Raw genomic sequence first — 21089 nt, forward strand, 5'->3', positions numbered from 1 at the left:
GTTATGAAACTATTTTAATATACAGGGAGGAAACAGATTTAAGTATGCTAGAAAAATTTGTTATTTTAATCACGTTATTGTATTCAACAACAATTTTTGGATATGATGATACTAGAGTTAGGGAGATTATTATAAGTGAAGTATTATCTCATGAAGGGGATAAACTTGTTAGAACTCAAAAGGAACTTTCAAAATATGGAATAAGAAATTTTTTATTGTTGGATTATAATAAAAAATTTCAAAAAGATTACGAGATAAAAACTCTTACAGAAGAACAAGCAAGAGAGATTGCAGAGCATTTGCTAATCGATTATAGATTGGATGAGATTAAGCACTCTTATTCACAGATGATGATCTTCGATATATTCTTCAATGGAGGATATAATGCAGGAGCAGTTGTAACTCAAAGAGCATTAAAAAGATATAAACCATCAGAAGAGATAGTTGTAGATGGAATATTAGGAAGTAAAACTATAAAAGTTATAAACTCAGTTGAAGATCATGAGAAATTTATTGATCTTATAACAGAGGAAAGAATAGCTTATTATAAAAGTTTGAACAGCTGGGAGATATATGGAAAAGGCTGGGAAAAGAGAATCAATGCCTATAAAGTAAAGTTAAAAGAGATGGCAATGGTTGACAATGGAAATAGAATATAGTATAGTGTGACTAAAGAATAAAAAAGTTTACTAGGGGAGCCATTTGGCTGAGAAGTTTAGACTGACCCTTTGAACCTGATACGGTTAATACCGACGTAGGGAAGTAGCGAAAGCAGTGTGACTGATAATCTTAGTTATAACTATAATTCGAGAGACTACCCTTAGGGTAGTCTTTTTTTATACAGATTTATATACAAAATAGGAGGTTAGAATGAAAAATATTTTAACAATTGCAGGATCCGATTCATGTGGAGGAGCAGGAATACAAGCTGATTTAAAAGCTATGAGTGCTCAAGGAACTTATGGAATGAGTGTTATAACAGCTATCACAGCTCAGAATACAAAGGGAGTTTTTGCAGTTCAAGAGATTGATATAGATATTATAAAAAAGCAAATTGAAGTTCTTTATGAAGATATAGATATAAGCTCTGTAAAAATTGGAATGCTTTCAAGTAGCGATATAATTAAAACAGTTCATGAAACTTTAAAAAATGTAAAAGCTAAAAATATAGTTATCGATCCAGTTATGATTTCTAAAAGTGGGTATTACTTACTAAAAGATGAGGCAGTTAAAGCTTTAAAGCAATTTTTAGAAATTGGGACTTTAGTGACACCAAATATACCAGAAGCTGAGGTTTTATCTGAAATGAAAATAAAAAATGAAGATGATATGATTGCCGCTGGAAAAAAAATAAAATCTTTAGGAGCAAAAAATGTTTTAGTAAAAGGTGGACATAGAGAGGATAATTGTACAGATATTTTGATAACAGAAAATAATGAGATTATTAGATTTGAAGGAGTTAGATTTGAAACTAAAAATACTCATGGAACAGGATGCACTTTATCTTCGACAATAGCATCGTATATTGGAAAAGGTTTAAGTATTGAAGAATCTGTTAGATTAGGAAAAGGATATATAAGCGAAGCTATAAAAAATTCATTTTCAATAGGAAAGGGAGTAGGTCCTGTAGGTCATTTTATAGATTTATATAAAAAGGCGGGTGTTGATTTTGAATAAACCAGAGTTAAAAGAAGGTATTATTAATGAAGTTGTTTTAGCTTTAAAAAATGTAAAAGAAAAAACTCCATTAGTTTATCATTTGACAAATACAGTGACAATAAATGACTGTGCAAATATAACTTTAGGAATAGGGGCTTCTCCACTTATGTCGTTTTGTCTAGATGAAATTGAAGAGATAATTAGTTTCTCTTCAAGTGTTGTTTTGAATATAGGAACAATGGATAAAAGTATGAGAGAGATGGCTGTAGAAGTTGGTAAAATAGCTAACAGATTAAATAAGCCTATAGTTTTAGATCCTGTAGGAGTAGGAGCGACTCGAGCAAGAAAAGAGCTGGTTCAAGAATTACTTCAAGAGGTAAAGTTTTCTGTAATAAAAGGAAATATGGCAGAGATAAAATGCCTTTTAGGTATGGATGTTATAAGTAGAGGAGTGGACTCTTTAGAAAATGAAGAGAGTGGTGAAGAGATAGCTAAGTTAGCTGCTAAAAAACTCTCAACAACAATCGCTATAACGGGAAAAGTTGATTATATAGCGGATGAGAATGAAGTGATTAAAGTTTTAAATGGGGATAGTGCTATGAGTTTGGTTACAGGAACAGGATGTATGATTTCATCGTTAATTGGATCATTTTTAGGAGCGGAAAACAGCTGTTTTATAAGTGCTTTAGGTGGAGTTTTAAGTATGGGAATAGCAGGAGAATTAGCTGCTAAAAATTATAAAGGAACAGGGGAATTAAAAGTTTCAATTTTAAATAATATTTCAAATATGAATCAGGATATGTTGGAGATAGAGAGTAAAGTAGCTACCAATTAAATTTGGTAGCTGCTTTATTTTAGATATGTTTTTTATTTTGAGTAAATAAAGAGTAACCGTTAAAAAATTGTATTGAGCAGAAAATCATTAGTAAAAATGATGATAAAAATCTAGAAACAAAAAGAGCTGTCATAATAGCGATTTGATATTTGATAGCTACGATAGGTAGTGAGCCTCCTAAAATTTGACCTGTCATCATACCTGGAAGAGAGACTAATCCAACATTACCCATATTTGCAACTGAGGGTTTAAACGCCAATGAGACAGCACTTGATACAAAAGGTTTAAGTGCTTCAAACTTAGTTGCTCCGAAAGATAGTGAGAGAAGGTAGCTTTCTTCGTTAACTCTCATACTTTTTAGAAAGTCGTTAATTGTTACAATCATACCATTAACAGTATTTCCTAAAATCATTCCCGAAAGAGGAATAAGATACATAGCATTGAATTTATCCTCTAATTTTAAAAGAAGTACAGAGAAAAGAGTAAGATTTAAAATTAATGGAGTAATTATTGCAAGAGCTGTTGTTAGGAAAAATTTTATATTATGAATCTTCACATCTCTAACAACTGTTATAGTAGCAGCACTACTCATAAAAATAAGATATGCAATATTGATAAAAGGATTATTTAAAACTAAAATATAGTGTAAGTATCCTCCAACAAGCATAAGTTGTATAAACATTCTCGATAATGATTTCATGACTTTAGATATTTGATGAATCTCTAGGTAGTTCATAATAAAGAAAATAGGGATTAGAAAAAATCCAAAATAAAGTAAATTAGGTAGAAAAATATCTTGTGCCATTAAAGTGTTACCCTCCTAAATTTTTGTAGTGATTCGGTTTGGTCGTGAGAAACTAAAACTACTGTTTTATCACTATTTAAAATATAGTGAGTTACTTTTTCTTTCATATCTTGATCAAGGGATGAAGTTATCTCATCTAAAATCCAAACTTCTCTATCAAGTAAAATTGTTATTATAAATGCAAAACGCTGTTTTTCTCCACCTGAAAGTTCATTTATGTGCTTAGTTAAAATATTTTTATCAAGATTAAAAAGGTTAAAATAGTAAAAAAGTTTATCATAATCCAATTTTTTTTTCGAATTTAACTTGTAGTTGAAAATAGTATTTATTATTTTTTCAACATTATCATTTAGAAAAGGTGTTGATTGAGGCATATACCCTAAATATTTTCTGATATTATCAATATTTTTTTCGTTTAGTTGTATATTTTGAAACAGAACTTCACCAGAATCTGGAGAGTTGAAGCCAAGTAAAATTTTTAAAAGAGTACTTTTTCCCTTACCAGATTTTCCTGCTATTAAAACTTTTTCCCCTTTATTGATAGTTAGATTGAAATCTTTTAAAATAATTTTGTCGTTAAATTTCAAATCAATATTTTTAAATTTAATCATATTTTCCTCCTGTTAGTAAAAAACTTCATACGGATTTTAACATATAAAGGCAGGAAAGAACAATAGAATTTTGTATATAAAATCAGGGAGAGTTAAAAAATAAGGAGGTTTCTTATGGATAAGACAGAAATAAAAATACAGCAATTAAATAAATTTGAAAACAGATTAATGAAGCATGGAAAAGTTTTAACTTTGAAGCCTAAAGAGGATTTTCTAGATGATTTCTTTAGAAAAAAAGGGCATAATATAGAGTATTTAAAAGTAGAAAATACTCGACTTCATTTTGCAGATGAAAATTATGAGGGGATAGTAAAAGAAAGCGTTATAAAGCTTATGAATAGTTTGAAACAAACAGAAAGGTTTATAGGAATCTGGGGACTAGATACACTTTTAAATTTAGATAGATTAGATATCTATTATGTTTTGAATAGATTATATTCAGTTTTAGTTGAGAAAGGATTGTTGTATTTATCTTTCAGAACAGGAAATGAAGATTGTTTTGAAAATGGGAAATGGTATACTTGTTTTACAGAAAATGAATTGGTAGATTTAATTGGATTTACAGACTTTAGTATTGTTGAGATGGAAAATTCGGATAATCATATAAACTTAATATTAAAAAAGTGAGGCCACGGGTTTGCCTCACTTTTTTAACTTAACGTTTATGTTTTATCGTTAGCACCGATAATTTGTTTTCTAAATCTTTTGTTAAAAGAGATTTATCTACTCTCCAAATCCAATTGCCACCAAGAGTTGAAGGTGTATTAATACGAGCTTCATCATCTAAATCTAAAAAATCTTGTAGTGGAGCTATAGTAAGATTTGAATTTGAGCTCCAAAGAGCTTCAATAAACTTCCAACTTATAGAATTCTCTTTATCTATTTTAGAAGATAAGAAATTATCTAGATATTTGTCACAGAAATCTTTATCTTTTTTATTTGTAGTTTTATACCACCCTGTAACAGTTTGGTTATCATGGGTTCCAGTATAAGCGACACTTTTTTTAGGATATTTATGAGGAAGGTAATCACTTTCCTCTCTTGAGTCAAAAGCAAATTGTAAAATTTTCATACCAGGATATCCAGAATCTTTTAAAAGTTTATAAACTTTCGGAGTTAAAAAACCTAAATCTTCTGCGATAATATCCAAATCACCAAGAGATTTTTTAATTGCATAGAAAAGTTTCATACCAGGTCCTTTTTCCCACTTACCAAATTGAGCAGTTTTAGCTTTTGCTGGAATAGCCCAATAAGATTCAAAACCTCTAAAGTGATCAATTCTAACTTTATCATAAAGTTTAAAACAGCTTTTAACTCTTTTAATCCACCAATTGAAATTAGTTTCCTCAATATATTTCCAGTTGTAAAGAACATTTCCCCAAAGTTGACCATATTTACTAAAAGCATCAGGGGGACATCCAGCAACTTTTTTAGGCTGTAGCTTTTTATCGAATTCAAACATTTTAGGATTTTCCCAAGTATCAGCACTATCCGTAGCTACAAATATTGGAATATCTCCAATTATTTTTATACTGTTATCATTTGCATATTTTTTTAAATCATCCCATTGTTTATAGAAGAAAAATTGTAAAAATATTTGAAAATCAATCTCATCTTTAAATTTCTCTTTGGCATTTTTTAAAGTTTTTTTATATCTAAAACGATATTCTCGTGGCCACTCTAACCATGATTTTCCATTGAAATTATTTTTTATAGCCATAAAAAGTGAATAGTTATCCAACCACCAAGAGTTTTTATTTTTAAAACTTTTTAGTAAAGTAAAAGAGGTATGACTTTTAAAGTTTTCAAAAGCCAATCTCAAAACTGAATATCTTTCTGTGTATAATTTATCATATTGAATTTCAGAAATAGAGTTTAACTCTTTTAAAGTTTTTAAATCTTTATCTTTTAAAATATTCATCTCAACAAAGGAATCTAAATCTATAAAATATGGATTTCCAGCGAAAGCTGAAAAAGATTGATAGGGAGAGTCTCCATATCCTGTTACTCCCATTGGAAGAATCTGCCAATATTTTTGATTACTATTTTTTAAAAAGTCAACAAACTCATAGGCACACTTTCCAAAATCACCTATTCCATATTTTCCAGATAAAGATGTTATATGTAAAAGGATACCACTAGATCTTTCGTTCATAAAAATACCTCACTTTTAGATTTAATAGCTCTGGGTATCTACGGGAAAAATACCCAGAGCAATAAAGAATTTAATTAAGTATTAGAACCAAACTTCAGCTTGAACTCCAACTCTTATGTTATCATCATTATATTTTTCTTTTGTTTTTGATCTATCTTCAGTCTCTCCACCAACATAAGTAACAAAAGCTCTAATTTCAGGTCTTGCCCAGAATTGGTTAGAGTCCATTTTTAATGTTGGAGCAAAAGTTAGTTTGTAGAATGTTCCATTAGAATCTGTATCATCAGAGAATTTAGATTCAGTATATCCTATTCCCCCTTCAAATTGAAGTTCGAAGTTATTATTTATTTTGTAAACAGGTCTAACTACGAAAGCAGTTTCAAAACCATTCTTTTTATATAAATCAAGATCTCTATCTTCAGGTTTATTGTCGTATTGACCATATAAAGTTGTAAATAGATCCCATTTTTCATTTAAATTAGTAAGTCCCCAAGTTCCAAGTCTATATGAAGTAGCTTTTTTGTAGTTTCCAGTAGCATTTCCAAGAGAACCAAGTCCCCAAGTAGCTCCAATTCCAGAACCAATTTGACCATAGAATTTAGAAAAACCATTTAATCCATAGTAGCTGTTTAAATTATATTGAGCAAATCCTTGGAATCCAGTTTTAGCTAAATTAGAATTTTCATCTTCATTATCTTGAGATTTTGCTCCAACTAAATCAAATTCGAAATTACCAATAGAGTATTTTGTAACTAAACCAACTATATCTTGGTCATCCCCTACACTAGAGTTTCTTGCAACTGTTGCAAATCCTAATTTACCTTCTCCAAGAGCAATGTTGTCAACTCCTAATCCAGTACCAGATAAATCTGTATAGTAGTAGTCAGTTATATGAATATCTCTTCTATTATAGTATCTTTTACCAGCCCAAACTGTAGAATCCTTAAACGCTCCTGTAAAAGTTGGAAGATTTCCCATCTCTACATAAACTTGTCTAGCTTGGATAGATGAGTCTCCCCAACCATCATTTCCAGAACCAGAGTTATCTGAGTAGCTACCAGAATCAGAAACTAACATTGCATGGAATTTAGCCCAAGCTCCATTTTCCATATAGAAGCTCTTTACAAATTCTAATTCAGCATATGTATTATCTTCATTTCCAAGTCTACCAACATATTTTTTATCAAAAGGCCCTGGGAATGTTGATGCTTTTTTTAATCCTCTTTCAGCATTTAATAGTAATCCAGTACGTGCATATCCATGGAATTCAAAATCAGGGTGTTGATCGTTGTACTCTAACTTAGCAATTCTGTCTTCTAATGCTGTAACATCATAAGAGTTAGAAATAATTTCTGGTGTTTGAACAACTTCTTTGGCGAAAATATTTTGTGAAGCTGCTCCAGATATAATAATTGCAGATAAAAGCGTAAACATTTTTTGAATCTTCATAAGTTTTACTCCCCCTGTTTAATTTTATTTTGTTGTAAAATAATTACAACTTTCATGATAATATATTTATAACATTTTTTTAAATTTGTCAATAATAAAACTAAAATTTCTTAAAAAAAACATTTTTTTTTGAATAAACACAATTTTATTTAAAAAAGTGTTGACTATTTCAAAAAAATGAGGTAATAATAGTGTTGTATTTAAAGTACAACATTTAATCAGGAGGGGTAATATTATGAGAAACATGTTAAAAAAACCTATGTTAATTTTGGCAGCAGGGATGTTACTATCAACAATGGCTTCAGCAAAAACAACAGAGATAACTCTGTGGGAACAGATGGAACCGGCAGTTAGACCTACTTATTTAAAATTGGTTGATGAATTTATGAAAAAGAATCCAGATGTAAAAGTAAATGTAGTTCATTATTCAGTTGAAGATTTGAGAACGCAGTTTCAAAATGCTTCTTTAGCAGGACAAGGACCAGATATTGTTTATGGACCAAATGATAACATTGGAATATTTATGGTTTCAGATTTAATTAAACCGATTGGAAAAGTTGTATCAAAAGATTTAATAGAAAAATTTAATGATGGTGCTTTAAAAAGTGGAATGTATAACGGAGAAGTTTATTTATTACCTGAATTTTTAGGAAATCAGATAGCTCTTTTATACAATAAAAAATTAGTTAAAGATGCTCCAAAAACTTGGGATGAATTTTTAACGATTGCAAAAGCAAATACAGCTGTTGATGCAAAAGATAAAGCGAACTCAAAATATGGATTCCTATATAATGAGAAAGAACCATTCTGGTTTATTGGATTTTATGCTGGATTTGGTGGTGAAATTTTTGATGCAAAAGATAATCCAACTCTAGATAATGAAGCTATGGTAAATGCTTTAACATTTGTTAGAGATGTGAGAGTTAAACATGGATTAGGAGAAGCAGGAATGGATTATGATATAGCTTCTCAACTATTTAAACAAGAGAAAGCGGCTATGATTTTAAATGGAGCTTGGTCTTGGAAAGAGTATGAAGATGCAGGAATTGATTTAGGGGTTGCTCCAATGCCAATACCTTCAAAACATGGTTATGCACTGTTTACAAATGCTTCTAAAGGATATTCGTTATCTGAAAATACTGCGGATAATAAAGGAGAGGCTTTAAATAAATTCTTTGACTATATATTCTCACCAGAGGTAAATGCTGAGATTGCAATAAATCAATCTCAAGCCCCAGGAATAGAAGCTGCTAGAAATTTATCAGCAGTTAAAAATGATAAACTTATGCAAGATTCAATAGCAACTATAGAGCATACAGTTCCTATGCCTGTAATTCCAGAGATGAGAGCTATTTGGGATGCGATAAGACCAAATTTAGAAGCTGTTATAAATGGAAAGATGACTCCAGAAGATGCAGCTAAGAAGATGCAAAAAGATGCAGTAGATGGAATAAAAACTATAAAAGGTGAATAAAAAAATATGGAGGTTGGATTATTCCAACCTCCAAAATTGAAAGGAGAATGATTATGAGTGGAAAAGGAAGATTAGTGGGTAAAAATACGCCATATTTATTTATAGCGCCAGCTTTTATTGTAATGGCAATTATGGTATTTTATCCTTTGGGATATGGATTTTGGTTATCTTTAACTAATATGAGTTTAAGAACATTTAAAAATCCTGGATTTATTGGGTTGCAAAATTATATTAGAGTATTTCAAGATCCTGATGTATTAGCAACATTTATAAGAACTATAATTTGGACTTTTGTAAACGTATTTTTTCATGTGACTATAGGATTATCTTTAGCTCTTTTACTAAATAGAAAACTGCCCGGAAAATCTATTCTGAGAGTATTTCTTATAATTCCATGGGCGATGCCACAATATATAGCAGCTCTTACTTGGAAAGGTATGTTTAATCAAAATTTTGGAGCTATAAATTTGATGTTAGGATGGTTTGGAGTCGGAAATCTACCTTGGCTAAGCGACCCTAAATTAACTTTTTATGCTGCAATAATAACTAATATATGGTTAGGTTTTCCATTCATGATGATGATAACATTGGGTGGACTTCAATCAATCCCAGCAGAACTTTATGAAGCTGCAGATATAGATGGTGCAGGTGCTTGGAATAAGTTTAAAGATATAACACTACCATTATTAAAACCAACGCTAACTCCAGCAATAATTTTAGGAACAATTTGGACATTCAATATGTTAAATATAATAATAATTTTAGCTGGTGGGTATGGAAATAAAGAAACTCAAATTTTAGTAACAGATGTTTATAGATTGGCATTTAATTTTTATAGATATGGATTTGCAGCCGCTTACTCTGTATTGATATTCTTATTCTTGTTAGTTTTCTCTGTTATCTATGTAAAGAAAAGTAATATATTTAAGGAGGAAATCAGATGATAGATAAAAATATATATTTTGAAAAAAATGATAGTTGGAAAAAAATAATTGGAATATATTTTATATTAATCATATTTTGTTGCATAACTCTTTATCCTTTATTGAATGTTTTATCAGTAGCTTTAAGACCTGGAAATCAGTTGTTTTCAACAAGTTTAAGAATAATTCCAGCAGATGCTACACTAGATAACTTTAGAAAGGCTTTGTTTGAAACAGATTTATTAATATGGTTAAAAAATTCATTGATTATATCTTTATTGACAGCAATAATAGGAGTTTTTATATCAATAACAGCTGGATATGCTTTTTCAAGATTTTCATTTTGGGGAAGAAAAGTTGGGATGATGACATTTTTGGTAACTCAGATGTTCCCAGCTCCAATGCTATTACTTCCAATGTTTATAATTTTAGTAAAATTAAAACTGATGAATAGTTTTTTAGGGCTTTTAATCCCTTATGTAGCGGTGTCAGTTCCATTTTCTGTATGGATGTTGAAGGGGTATTTTGATACGATTCCAAAATCATTAGAAGAGAGTGCCTATATTGATGGTTGCAAAGTATGGCAGGTTATGTATAAAATAGTATTACCTATTTCAACACCGGCACTTGCAATAACAGGATTATTTTCTTTTATGACAGCTTGGTCGGAGTTTGTAATAGCAAGAATAATATTAACATCAGCAGATAAATTAACTCTTCCGGTTGGATTAGTAAATCTTCAAGGATCATTTAGCGCAGAGTGGGGAACATATTCAGCAGCAGCATTGATAACAAGCATACCAGTAGTAATACTATTTGTTAGTCTATCAAGATATCTTGTGGGAGGTTTAACTGTAGGAGGAGTTAAAGAATAGGAGGATATTTTGGTGGAAAATGAAAAGATTTTAGAAAATTTAGAAAAGGTTGGTTTTGGAAGAAAAGAAGCAGAGGTTTTTTTAGAGTTGATAAAAAACCCTGGTGCGAATGGATCTCAAATAGCAAAAACTTTAGGTTATCCAAGAACAACAGTTTATCAAAATTTAGATATTTTACAAAAGAAGGGGTATATAAATTCATATTTAGATAAAGAGATAACATTTTATGAAACCATGGATTTAAATGAGATATTTGAAAATTATAAAAAAAATGTAGATTCTGCTACAAAATTTTTAAAAGATGAATTAAATAAAGTAAATGTTAGTGGAAAGCAAAAGCAGTTTTATAATTTAAACTCTTTTGATGATATAAAAGATAGGTTTAAATCTATTTTAAAAAAAGCTGAGAATTTAGTTTATATAAACACAAATTTAGATTTATTTGAATTTGAAAAAGATTTTAAAAGTTTAAAAGAAAGGGGAGTTAGAGTCGTAATATTTAGCTTTAATAAAACAGAATATAAGACTTTAGAAGTAGAAACATATATAAGAGATAGTTTTAATAAGAATATTACAGATTCAGAAAAAAGATTGATGGTAGCAATAGATTCTACTGCTGCAATAATAGGTAGTAACTATGAAGGCGAGTTTTGTGGAACATACTCGGAAAATAGATTGCTTGTAAATATAGTTACAGAACATATAAAAAATGATATCCATTTAATGAAATTAGAAAATAGATTTGGAAAGGATATCAATAAAATAATAACTTTAGATTTTTAAAATAAAATGGGGTGATTAAATGAAAAATCTATTTTTTTTAGGAGCTTTTTTGTCGGTGGTTTTAATATCAGGATGTAGTTCAAGTGGGATTAAGAGCTCTAATAACATATCTACAACAAAGAATCAGGTATTAGTTTATGGAGCGAAAGATACTACTTTAAGAGACTATCCTTTGATTACTAAAGGGGATAAGATTTCATCAGATAAATTTAATATGGATATAAACTTTTCAGAAAAAACAATAGATTTAACTTTTGAAAATATATCTAAAAATGTGATTTTTTTAAATTGGGCTGATGCTAAATATGTGGGCTTTGATGGGAAGGAACAAAGATTATTTAATCTAAATCAAAAAGATAATGGATTTTATGTAAAGCCGATAGATTCAGGAGTTAGACCAGGAGAAAAGATAGAGGTTAAACTAATTCCAGTTAATAACTTAAGAGTTTTATTTGGAAACTCAACAACTTCTCAGGAGATATTGATAGATAAATCTTTATTTTCTAGTGAAGAAGAATCTAAGAAATATGGTCAAATTGTAATTCCTATAAATTTAGATTCTAAAAAAGGACCTATTATTCAAAGCAATATATATTTTGGAAAAGATATTGTACCAAAAGAGGTTTCAATAATTTTAGATACAAAACCTTCTAAAAAAGTAGTTCATTCTACCCCAGAAGTAGGATTAGAATTAAAAAATATAAAAAATGAAAATACCAAGCTCAATAGTGAGATTCAAAATAAAGAGGAAATATTAAAACAGTTGAGAGAAAAAGCTAGATTAAAAGCTGAGTTAGAGAAAAAAGAGTTAGAAATCGCAGAACTTATGAAAAAATTAAATGAAAATTAATAAATAAGGAGTGTATAGAATGCTAATTGAAAAAGGTCTTTTAAAAAGTGAGATAGAAACTAAAGTAGGAGTTTTATTTAATAAGAGCATTGATGAAGCTAACTCTTTTGAAATCTATCAGAGTTTAAGTAAAGTACTTCTAGATAATATCTCAAAGAAGTGGTTAGAAACTAGAAAAAAATATGAAAATGAAAAACAAGCATTTTATTTCTCGGCAGAGTTTCTTATGGGAAGAGCTCTTGGAAATAATCTAATAAATTTAGGGATTTATCAAGAGGTAAGTGAAATTCTATCAGAGATAGGATTAGAGATAAACACAATCGAAGCTGCTGAAGAGGATGCAGGGCTTGGAAATGGTGGGCTTGGAAGATTAGCTGCTTGTTTTATGGATTCTCTTGTAACATTGAATCTACCTGGGACAGGTTATGGAATTAAATATAAAAATGGAATCTTCAAACAGAAAATAGTTGATGGTTTTCAAGTGGAAACTCCTGAATCTTGGCTTAGATATGGTGATGTTTGGACAGTAGCTAGACCATTTGATGAAGTTATTGTAGAGTTTGGAGATTCTAAAGTTAGAGCAGTGCCTTATGATATGCCTATAATAGGTTATGGAACAGATAACGTAAATACTTTAAGACTTTGGGAAGCTAAAGCAATTGAAGAGTTAGATTTAAAAGAGTTCAATGACCAAAATTATGAAAAAGCTTTAGAAAATGTAAATAGAGCAGAGGATATCACAAGAATTCTTTATCCAAATGATTCAACAAATGAGGGGAAAAAGTTAAGATTGAAGCAACAATATTTCTTTACCTCAGCATCATTACAGGATATAGTTAGAAAGTTTAAAAAACTTCATGGAGATGATTTTAAAAGACTTCCAGAGTTTGTGTCAATACAATTAAATGATACTCATCCTGTTATAGCTATCCCAGAACTTATGAGAATTCTTACAGATGTAGAGGGATTGTTATGGAAAGACGCTTGGGCAATAGTTGAAAAAACTTTTGCTTATACTAACCACACAATACTTTCAGAAGCTCTAGAAAAATGGTGGATTGGATTATATGAAGAGGTTGTTCCAAGAATATCTGCAATCACAGAGAGAATTCACTATCAATTTTTAAATCTTTTAGAGGAGAAATATCCAGAGGATAAAGCTAGAAGAGAGAGAATGAGTATTATCCAAGGTGACCTTATTCATATGGCTTGGTTAGCAATCTATGGATCATCTAAAACAAATGGAGTTGCTGCTCTTCATACAGATATATTAAAGCATATAGAATTGAAAGAGTGGTATGAACTTTTCCCAGATAGATTCTTAAACAAAACAAATGGGATAACCCAAAGAAGATGGATGTTACAATGTAATCCACAACTTTCAAATCTTATAACAGAACTTATAGGTGATAAATGGATTACAGACTTCTCAGAAATGAAAAATTTAGAGAGATATTCTACTGATAAAAATATAATAAAGAGATTCTTAAATATAAAATCTGAAAAGAAAAAAGAGTTAGCAGATTACATAGAAAAAACTTCTGGAATTAAAATAAATCCAGATTCAATCTTTGATATTCAGATAAAAAGACTTCATGAATATAAAAGACAACTACTAAATATACTACATATTTTAGATTTGTATTATAGATTAAAAGAGAATCCAGAGATGAAAATTCATCCAGTGACATATATATTTGGTGCTAAATCAGCTCCAGGATATATGAGAGCAAAAGGAACTATTAGATTGATAAATGAAGTAGCTTCTATTATTAATAATGATTTGAATATAAAAGATATGATAAAAGTTGTCTTTATAGAAAACTATAACGTTTCAGCAGCTCAATATCTATTCCCAGCAGCAGATATTTCAGAACAGATATCTACAGCTGGAAAAGAAGCTTCGGGAACGGGAAATATGAAGTTTATGATAAATGGAGCTTTAACATTTGGAACTTTGGATGGAGCGAATGTAGAGATTGTTGAAGAAGCTGGAGTAGAGAACAACTATATCTTCGGATTAAAAGTTGAAGAGATTGAAAAAATGAAAAAAGAGGGATATGACCCATATATTCCTTATAATAATACACCTGGATTAAAAAGAGTTGTAGATGCTCTTATCAATGGAACGTTAGATGATGGTGGAACAGGGTATTACAAAGAGCTGTATGATTCATTGATGAAGGGGGCTTCATGGCATAAAGCAGATCAATACTTTGTGTTAGAAGATTTTGCTGAATTTAGAAGAGTTCAAGGAAAAATTAATAATGAGTTTTCAGATAGAGATAATTGGGGAAGAAAAGCTTGGATAAATATATCTAATGGTGGAAAGTTTTCATCAGATAGAACAATAGCTGAATATGCAAAAGAGATTTGGAATATAAACCCTCAAAAAATTTAAAAAAATAGGAACTACCACATTTATGTGGTAGTTTTTGTCATAGTTAAAATTAGGAGTTGAGAGATGAAAATACTTGCAGTTAGTGATGAGGCAACATTGGAAAGATATTCTCCAGAGACTTTAAAAGAGATGTTTAAAGATATTGAGTTGATAGTTTCATGTGGGGATGTGAGCAATAGATATTTAGATTATCTATTTACGGTTTTAAATAAAGAGTGTATATACGTGAATGGAAACCATATATATGCTCAAGATCATGATATAAGCTTTTGTAAAAATTTAGACTTTGGTGAAAATTATACTGTGAAAGGTATAAAAATAGTTGGGTTTGATGGAAGCCATATATATTCAAGAGGAAACCATCAATATAGTGAGAAAGATGTATTTTTTATGGTGATGAAAAGTTATCTGAAAACAATGTTTAAAACAGTTGATTTAGTGATTAGTCATTCACCTGTTGGTGGAATAAACGAAGGAGATGACCCGATTCATAAGGGTTTTAATAGTTATAGAAAAGCGATAGATCTATTAAAACCAAAATATTGGTTGCATGGACATGTACATTTGAAAAGTCATCATGAGATAAAAGAAGCAGAGTTAGAAAATACAAAAATAATAAATGTATTTGGGTATAAGGTTTTAGACTTGGATTTTTCTTAAAGGAGGTAGAATGAAGGAGATTATAGAAAAAGAGGAAGCAGAGTTGGCTTTTAGAAAGGCTTTAAGGAAAACTAGGTTTAATTTCTTTGATAGAGAGGGAAAAAGAATAAAAGAATTTTCTACAGTGGAGAAAGAGGAGCAGTTATCAAATCGTATTTACTTAGGGATACGTGAAGTATTACTTTCGAAAGTAGTTGGAACAGTAGAAAAAGCTCAGGACTTTGATAAAGATTTTAATCCTGTGAGAGATGAATCTCGAGTTAGGTGGGTAAATGTATATTTGAAAACTTTAGAAGATGGAAGTCTTCCACCTGTGATTCTTTATAAAGTAAAAGAGGAGTATTTTGTGTATGATGGAAATCATAGAGTTTCCGTAGCTAAAACTTTAAATTTTCATTCGATTGAAGCAGAGGTTTATGAGTTTTTTTCTGAGAAAAATGAGGAATCTGATATTTTATCAAGAGAAAGATTTAGTTTTGAGAAAGAAACTGGATTGAGCGGAATCGAGTGCTCTAAGAGTGAGAGGTATAAAGAGTTAAGAAGTGAAGTAAGAAAGTTTTTAGAGTTATATTCTTTAGGAGAAGAGGGATTTGAACCTTCAACTGCTTGGCATCAAAGAATATTTATACCGGTAGTAAACATTTTACTCTCTAATTTTAAAGATTTAGAATCTAAACTTAATGGGGATATATTTGTTGAATATTTAAGATATAAAAATAGTTATAAATTAGGAAATAAATATGAAAAAGGTTATACGAATACCTTAGTAGATTATTTAAATAGAAATAAAATTTTATTAGTAAAAAAAATAGAAACAGATATAAAGTTAGATAGCTTTTTAATAGATGATTTTAGAAAACTTTACTATATAGATAGAATTATATTTTATACTGATGATACAAAAGGAAAGATAAAAGCCATTAGAGAATATTCTAAAAAGCAGTTTAGAAGAGAGACATTAGTTATAGGAGAGATTGCACTTTTCAGCTTAAATAATGATATACCAGGTTTTATTGTGGGAATGCAAAGATGGTTTGAAGGAGTTTATAATTTTTATAGAGATGAGTTAGTACTTAAATCAAGACAACTAAATATTGATACAAAGGATTTAAATTTACATTCGGTTGTAGAGGATTGCATAAGATACTCAAGATATTATAGAAAAAAAGCAAATAAACTTTTAACAAGAAAAGAGTTGGTTTATAGCTATTTATTAGATATATTCTTACCTATTTTTATACTATTTCAAGAGAATGGAATTGAGGATGATTTGAATAAGCAGTATTTAAAAATTAGTCAAAGTTATCTATATTATACTCGTTATGGGGGAGAGGATAATTTAAGAGTATTTCTTCAAAAAAATATTTTAAATAAAGAGGAGTATAAAATTGGAGACTTTATTCTTAGTAAAAATATTAAATTAGATTATAATTTAGATAAAGAGATGGAAAATTTTAGTATATTAAAAGAGTATGGTGGAACACAGAATTATGAGACTATTTACAGATTAAAGGAGTATATTAAATTCTTAAAAATAGAAGATTCAGAAGAGAAAAATAAGAAATTTAAAGATGATATAGAAAAAATCCTTAAAAATCGTGAAATTTTAGTACAGTATAACAATAATAGAGTTTTAAATCTTATAAAAGGAAAGTGGGAACAGTACACTTTTGTGGATTACTATGGAACTTTAGTTTAAAAGAAAAGCTATCGAATTTTAAAACTCGATAGCTTTTTACTTAAATAGAATTTTTATTTACTTTTATGAGTTGATTATCAATTTCATTGGATACGTATGCACAATTTTTTCCAGCTTTCTTTGCTTTATATAAAGCACTATCAGCTTCGTTGTATAGATTGATGAAATTATAGTACTCATCTCCTATAAATGTTATTCCAATACTAGCAGATATAACTATATTTTTTTCATTTCTACCATAAGTTGTATTCATAAGAGTTAATAAAGTTTTAATTTTATTAATAACAGTTTTCTCATTATCAATACTTTCGACAAAAATTATGAATTCGTCTCCACCAATTCTAGAAATTACAGAGTTATCATAAAAAATATCTTTAATTTTATTTGCTGATTCTCGAATAACATAATCTCCTGTAGTATGGCCAAGTTCATCGTTTATAGCTTTAAAATTATCAATATCTAAAATTATAAAAGCAGATTTAAAGCTTTTTAAAGACTCTTTTTTAAAGTAGTTTTTAATATAGTCCTCTAAATATTTTCTGTTATAAACTCCAGATAGATAATCTTGATTTAAAGAATCTAGAAGTGGCTGAATTTCTATTTTTTTATTGATATCAAAGCTTTTAAAAATCATCAGAAACAGTATAGTAAAAACAAAAATTATAATTAGTGTACTAGCCCAAGTTCCGAAAAAATATTTTGAAATATTCAAATCTGTAATTATATACCAATTAGAAAGGTGCTTTTTGTTAAAAGCTATAAAATGTAAATCACCATTTCTTTTTTTAAAGAAAACACCAGTTGGTTCACATGAGATAAGATCATCTTTAAGTTGTAGAAAATTAGCCTTAAAATCACCGGCAATGACATTCATTTCATCATCTAAGATAGTTGTTGTGTATCCTTGGCTAGAAGCTCCATAAGTATTTTTTAGATTGATTAAATCTGTTAGACGAATAGAGATGAATACAGCACCATTAAAGTCATCATTTATATCTAATATTGGATGCACAATTACAATATTTTCTTCACCAGTTGTTCTACTTATAATAACATCACTGATAACATTTTGTTTTGTTTTTTTTACTTTTTGAAAATATGCTCTATCTGAAAGATCGGCAAGTCCTCCTTCAAGAGAACTTGAGGTATTTCCATCTTTATCCATAAGAGCAATCATAAGGAAATCATATTTCTCTTGGAAAGGTCTCAGAGAAAGAGCTCTTTCTTGAATTGGAATTGATTCATCTTTTATATATTTTAAATTTGCTATAGATTCCAATAATAAGATTTTATCATTTATTTTACTACTTATATCAATAAAAGCACCTTTATTAATTAATACTGTAATTTCTTGACCTCTAGATAAAATCTGTTTTGTAGATAAAAAAAGTGTAATCATAATAATAAGACTCATTAAGAAGATAATTAATTTATTTTTTTTAGTGTATTGATTCATTTACAACTCCTATATATTTACTGCATTATAAAAATGCCACAACTTATGTTATATAGTTTTTGTAGAAAATAGTCAACTGTAATTTTTTAAAATTTTTTTTAAAAAATAACTGTTTTAATTTCTTTAAAAATACTACCAATGTCATTAATATCTAGTATTTTTATATCATTAACATTAGAGATAACTTCAAGATCACTTACAATAAATTTGAGATTGTTTAAATTACAAACACTTTTATTTGAAATATTCTTTCGAATTATCTCTAGCTTTGGATGATTGCTACCTTTAAAACCTTCTAAAATAATGATATCATAATCTTTGAAAAAATTTAAATAAAACTCGATTTCTGTTTCGGGTGTTTGTTCTAAGAACATAAATTTGTTTTTAGAAAAAATAAGTGTTCCATGTGCTCCAGATTTGATATGTTTATCAGTATCAGAGTTAAGATTATCCATTTGAAAATCATGTCCATCATGTTTTATTGTTCCAACTTTATAACCTTCATCTTTAAATTTTTTTAAAAGTTTAGTAATTAAAGTTGTTTTACCAGAGTTTTTAATTCCAGATACAGCAAAAAATTTAGTTTTATTTTCTGAAGAAGAAGTTAAGTTTTTATAATCTTCAGGTGTATTTATATTTTTTAAAATTTCTAAATCATCAAAATTAGTATATTTTAAATCGATGTATTTAACATTTAAATTTTTTACAAGATTCATAATTTTATAGTCTTCTGAATTAATTGCAATTTTTATTTTTTCGAGTGCAGATTTGTTGTAAACTCCCATAAGTGGATGAATAAATCCATGCTTATCTTTGACAATAAAAGCATCATAATCAGAAGAGATAAAATTAGTTATATATTCTAAAAAGTCTGCTGTTAAATTTGGAACATCACAAGGTGCTACAAAAAGATATGAACTTTCACACTTTGAAAGCCCATTATATAATCCAGATATAGGACCAATCTCGTTGTACTCATCATCTATTCTAATAAAAGAGTTACTAGAGATATTTTGTGATGAATTCAATGAGATATATTTTCTATTAAAGTTAGAAAATAGAACCTCCAAATTTTCTAAAAATGTTTTATTACCAATTTTTAAAAGAGCCTTATCAGAAAAGTTCATACGACTACTTTTACCCCCAGCTAAAACTAAAGCATCAATGTTATAAAATTTAGTCAATTAAAATCACCTTCACCTTATCACCATCTTTTAAAGAACTTGTTCCAGGTGAGATTTCAACGATACAGTTTTTTCCAATGAGAGATGAGATTGTTCCAGAAGAGTGTTTTTTATCATTTAAAAAGACTTCACCATTTTGGAAAAACCCTCTGATGAAACGTCTTTTAGAAGATGATTTACTGAATCCACCTCGAACTACTGCTTCAATTGTTCCAGTAGTTTTTATACCATTTGAACTCATTTTAGAAATAACAGCTCTTCCTAAAAGTTCAAAGTTAACAAGAGCAGCAAATGGGTTTCCAGAAAGAGATAAAATAAGTTTATCATCCTTTTCAGCAGCTAAAACAGGTGTTCCTGGTTGAATATCTATTTTCCAGAATAATCTATTTGCTTTTAATTCTTTTATTACATCATGCATAATATCTTTTTTTCCAACAGAGACTCCGCCTGTAGTAATAAGCAGATCAACATTTTTTAACTCTTTTTCAATGAACTGTGAAACTAAAGTTGGGTCATCAGACATAGGTGGATACATAACGCCATCAATTCCTAAAAATTTTAGCTTGCTTATCAATGTAAAAAGATTACTGTTATATATCTTTCCGTTTTCTAGTAATTCCCCAGGCATTAAAAGCTCACTTCCTAAACTCAGCACTCCAATTTTAGGTTTTCTTAGAACTTTAACTTTATCAATACCTAAAGAAGCAAAAACTCCGATATGGTTGTATGTAATAACTTCTCCTTTTTTTACAACCAGTTCACCAATTTTTAAATCTTCACCTTCAAAACAGAAATTTTCATGGTTTTTTAATTCTCTATATATTTTTAAAGTATTTGTTTTTTCATCGAAATGAACCTCTTCTTGTTTTATAACACAGTTGCAGCTAGATGGAATAGGAGCACCAGTCATAATTCTAAAAGCTTCATTTTTATTTATTTTATCGTCACAATAACCTCCTGCAAAAATTTCAGATTTAACCAAAAAAATTGCAGGATTATCTTTAGATGCTCCAATTGTGTCAAAGCTATTAAATGTAAATCCATCTAAAGGCGAACGATTAAATGGAGGATTATTTAAAGGAGATAGAATATCTTCACCCAATACAAATCCAAGACTATCTAAAATATTTTTTTCTTCGAATTCTTTTAATATATTAACTTTATTAAGTAGAGTTTCTAGAGCAAGCTCTAAACTGATTTTTTCCATAATAGCACCTCATATAATTTAATTTTTCTACAATTAATATATCATATAAATAAAAAAAAGGTA

At 29.0% G+C, this 21089-nt stretch carries 19 protein-coding genes and 1 riboswitch; of the genes, 12 read left to right on the forward strand and 7 right to left on the reverse strand.

What is annotated here, in order from left to right; translation table 11 throughout:
* Positions 1 to 44: 44 nt before the first annotated feature.
* The 3 genes from Q0O83_RS03100 to thiM all read left to right on the forward strand — a co-directional run bounded on the left by Q0O83_RS03100 (position 45) and on the right by thiM (position 2494).
* A complete protein-coding gene (locus Q0O83_RS03100; RefSeq protein WP_294094091.1) occupies positions 45 to 659 on the forward strand; it encodes a hypothetical protein in 615 nt (204 codons plus the stop codon).
* Positions 660 to 681: 22 nt separating this feature from the next.
* Positions 682 to 778, forward strand: a riboswitch (TPP riboswitch).
* Positions 779 to 870: 92 nt separating this feature from the next.
* Positions 871 to 1677 (forward strand): bifunctional hydroxymethylpyrimidine kinase/phosphomethylpyrimidine kinase, encoded by an 807-nt coding sequence (thiD, locus tag Q0O83_RS03105; RefSeq protein WP_294094093.1) that lies wholly within the window; start codon positions 871 to 873, stop codon positions 1675 to 1677.
* Positions 1670 to 2494 (forward strand): hydroxyethylthiazole kinase, encoded by an 825-nt coding sequence (thiM, locus tag Q0O83_RS03110; RefSeq protein WP_294094095.1) that lies wholly within the window; start codon positions 1670 to 1672, stop codon positions 2492 to 2494. Before thiD ends, thiM begins: the two co-directional genes overlap by 8 nt.
* A 19-nt stretch (positions 2495 to 2513) precedes the next feature.
* Here the strand turns inward: thiM and Q0O83_RS03115 are convergent, their stop codons facing one another.
* Complete coding sequence (locus Q0O83_RS03115; protein WP_294094097.1) at positions 2514 to 3299, reverse strand: ABC transporter permease; 786 nt, start codon at positions 3297 to 3299, stop codon at positions 2514 to 2516.
* A complete protein-coding gene (locus tag Q0O83_RS03120; RefSeq protein ID WP_294094098.1) occupies positions 3299 to 3910 on the reverse strand; it encodes an ATP-binding cassette domain-containing protein in 612 nt (203 codons plus the stop codon). Before Q0O83_RS03120 ends, Q0O83_RS03115 begins: the two co-directional genes overlap by 1 nt.
* A 114-nt stretch (positions 3911 to 4024) precedes the next feature.
* Between Q0O83_RS03120 and Q0O83_RS03125 the strand changes: the two genes are divergently transcribed.
* A complete protein-coding gene (locus Q0O83_RS03125; RefSeq protein WP_294094099.1) occupies positions 4025 to 4537 on the forward strand; it encodes a hypothetical protein in 513 nt (170 codons plus the stop codon).
* Positions 4538 to 4565: 28 nt separating this feature from the next.
* Here the strand turns inward: Q0O83_RS03125 and malQ are convergent, their stop codons facing one another.
* Positions 4566 to 6065, reverse strand: a complete 1500-nt coding sequence (malQ, locus tag Q0O83_RS03130; RefSeq protein ID WP_294094101.1) for a 4-alpha-glucanotransferase — start codon at positions 6063 to 6065, stop codon at positions 4566 to 4568.
* An 81-nt stretch (positions 6066 to 6146) separates the two neighbouring features.
* Positions 6147 to 7514 carry a carbohydrate porin gene (locus Q0O83_RS03135; protein ID WP_294094103.1) on the reverse strand — a complete coding sequence of 456 codons (1368 nt, stop codon included), beginning with the start codon at positions 7512 to 7514 and terminating at the stop codon, positions 6147 to 6149.
* A gap of 235 nt (positions 7515 to 7749) precedes the next feature.
* On the opposite strand from Q0O83_RS03135, the gene Q0O83_RS03140 reads away from it, so the two are divergent.
* The 8 genes from Q0O83_RS03140 to Q0O83_RS03175 all read left to right on the forward strand — a co-directional run bounded on the left by Q0O83_RS03140 (position 7750) and on the right by Q0O83_RS03175 (position 17179).
* Complete coding sequence (locus Q0O83_RS03140; protein ID WP_294094104.1) at positions 7750 to 8988, forward strand: extracellular solute-binding protein; 1239 nt, start codon at positions 7750 to 7752, stop codon at positions 8986 to 8988.
* A gap of 53 nt (positions 8989 to 9041) precedes the next feature.
* A complete protein-coding gene (locus Q0O83_RS03145; protein ID WP_294094105.1) occupies positions 9042 to 9932 on the forward strand; it encodes a sugar ABC transporter permease in 891 nt (296 codons plus the stop codon).
* Positions 9929 to 10786, forward strand: coding sequence for a sugar ABC transporter permease (locus Q0O83_RS03150; RefSeq protein ID WP_294094107.1), 858 nt, complete (start codon positions 9929 to 9931; stop codon positions 10784 to 10786). Before Q0O83_RS03145 ends, Q0O83_RS03150 begins: the two co-directional genes overlap by 4 nt.
* Before the next feature lie 12 nt (positions 10787 to 10798).
* Positions 10799 to 11569 carry a TrmB family transcriptional regulator gene (locus tag Q0O83_RS03155; RefSeq protein ID WP_294094108.1) on the forward strand — a complete coding sequence of 257 codons (771 nt, stop codon included), beginning with the start codon at positions 10799 to 10801 and terminating at the stop codon, positions 11567 to 11569.
* A gap of 19 nt (positions 11570 to 11588) precedes the next feature.
* Positions 11589 to 12419 (forward strand): hypothetical protein, encoded by an 831-nt coding sequence (locus Q0O83_RS03160; protein WP_294094111.1) that lies wholly within the window; start codon positions 11589 to 11591, stop codon positions 12417 to 12419.
* Between the two features lie 19 nt (positions 12420 to 12438).
* Positions 12439 to 14820: a glycogen/starch/alpha-glucan phosphorylase gene (locus tag Q0O83_RS03165; protein ID WP_294094112.1), complete on the forward strand. Its 2382-nt coding sequence runs from the start codon at positions 12439 to 12441 to the stop codon at positions 14818 to 14820.
* Between the two features lie 63 nt (positions 14821 to 14883).
* Positions 14884 to 15480, forward strand: a complete 597-nt coding sequence (locus Q0O83_RS03170) for a metallophosphoesterase (protein ID WP_294094113.1) — start codon at positions 14884 to 14886, stop codon at positions 15478 to 15480.
* Positions 15481 to 15490: 10 nt separating this feature from the next.
* The gene (locus Q0O83_RS03175; protein WP_294094114.1) at positions 15491 to 17179 is read left to right on the forward strand and encodes a hypothetical protein; all 1689 of its coding nucleotides are present in this window, start codon (positions 15491 to 15493) and stop codon (positions 17177 to 17179) included.
* A 40-nt stretch (positions 17180 to 17219) separates the two neighbouring features.
* On the opposite strand, the gene Q0O83_RS03180 is transcribed toward Q0O83_RS03175, so the two are convergent.
* The 3 genes from Q0O83_RS03180 to Q0O83_RS03190 all read right to left on the reverse strand — a co-directional run bounded on the left by Q0O83_RS03180 (position 17220) and on the right by Q0O83_RS03190 (position 21026).
* Positions 17220 to 18635, reverse strand: coding sequence for a diguanylate cyclase (locus Q0O83_RS03180; RefSeq protein ID WP_294094123.1), 1416 nt, complete (start codon positions 18633 to 18635; stop codon positions 17220 to 17222).
* A gap of 98 nt (positions 18636 to 18733) precedes the next feature.
* Positions 18734 to 19819, reverse strand: coding sequence for a molybdopterin-guanine dinucleotide biosynthesis protein B (gene mobB, locus Q0O83_RS03185; protein WP_294094125.1), 1086 nt, complete (start codon positions 19817 to 19819; stop codon positions 18734 to 18736).
* Positions 19812 to 21026, reverse strand: coding sequence for a molybdopterin molybdotransferase MoeA (locus tag Q0O83_RS03190; RefSeq protein WP_294094127.1), 1215 nt, complete (start codon positions 21024 to 21026; stop codon positions 19812 to 19814). Before Q0O83_RS03190 ends, mobB begins: the two co-directional genes overlap by 8 nt.
* Positions 21027 to 21089: the final 63 nt, after the last annotated feature.

Origin of the sequence: uncultured Cetobacterium sp., from assembly GCF_945952365.1 — a bacterium.
Classification (GTDB): Bacteria; Fusobacteriota; Fusobacteriia; order Fusobacteriales; family Fusobacteriaceae; genus Cetobacterium_A.

What these genes read in the sequence shown, in the direction of transcription:
- Q0O83_RS03100 (WP_294094091.1), top strand. Translation starts at nt 45, where the DNA reads ATGCTAGAAAAATTTGTTATTTTAATCACGTTATTGTATTCAACAACA.
- thiD (WP_294094093.1), top strand. Translation starts at nt 871, where the DNA reads ATGAAAAATATTTTAACAATTGCAGGATCCGATTCATGTGGAGGAGCA.
- Q0O83_RS03115 (WP_294094097.1), bottom strand. Translation starts at nt 3,299, where the DNA reads ATGGCACAAGATATTTTTCTACCTAATTTACTTTATTTTGGATTTTTT.
- Q0O83_RS03120 (WP_294094098.1), bottom strand. Translation starts at nt 3,910, where the DNA reads ATGATTAAATTTAAAAATATTGATTTGAAATTTAACGACAAAATTATT.
- Q0O83_RS03125 (WP_294094099.1), top strand. Translation starts at nt 4,025, where the DNA reads ATGGATAAGACAGAAATAAAAATACAGCAATTAAATAAATTTGAAAAC.
- malQ (WP_294094101.1), bottom strand. Translation starts at nt 6,065, where the DNA reads ATGAACGAAAGATCTAGTGGTATCCTTTTACATATAACATCTTTATCT.
- Q0O83_RS03135 (WP_294094103.1), bottom strand. Translation starts at nt 7,514, where the DNA reads ATGAAGATTCAAAAAATGTTTACGCTTTTATCTGCAATTATTATATCT.
- Q0O83_RS03140 (WP_294094104.1), top strand. Translation starts at nt 7,750, where the DNA reads ATGAGAAACATGTTAAAAAAACCTATGTTAATTTTGGCAGCAGGGATG.
- Q0O83_RS03145 (WP_294094105.1), top strand. Translation starts at nt 9,042, where the DNA reads ATGAGTGGAAAAGGAAGATTAGTGGGTAAAAATACGCCATATTTATTT.
- Q0O83_RS03150 (WP_294094107.1), top strand. Translation starts at nt 9,929, where the DNA reads ATGATAGATAAAAATATATATTTTGAAAAAAATGATAGTTGGAAAAAA.
- Q0O83_RS03160 (WP_294094111.1), top strand. Translation starts at nt 11,589, where the DNA reads ATGAAAAATCTATTTTTTTTAGGAGCTTTTTTGTCGGTGGTTTTAATA.
- Q0O83_RS03165 (WP_294094112.1), top strand. Translation starts at nt 12,439, where the DNA reads ATGCTAATTGAAAAAGGTCTTTTAAAAAGTGAGATAGAAACTAAAGTA.
- Q0O83_RS03170 (WP_294094113.1), top strand. Translation starts at nt 14,884, where the DNA reads ATGAAAATACTTGCAGTTAGTGATGAGGCAACATTGGAAAGATATTCT.
- Q0O83_RS03175 (WP_294094114.1), top strand. Translation starts at nt 15,491, where the DNA reads ATGAAGGAGATTATAGAAAAAGAGGAAGCAGAGTTGGCTTTTAGAAAG.
- Q0O83_RS03180 (WP_294094123.1), bottom strand. Translation starts at nt 18,635, where the DNA reads ATGAATCAATACACTAAAAAAAATAAATTAATTATCTTCTTAATGAGT.
- Q0O83_RS03190 (WP_294094127.1), bottom strand. Translation starts at nt 21,026, where the DNA reads ATGGAAAAAATCAGTTTAGAGCTTGCTCTAGAAACTCTACTTAATAAA.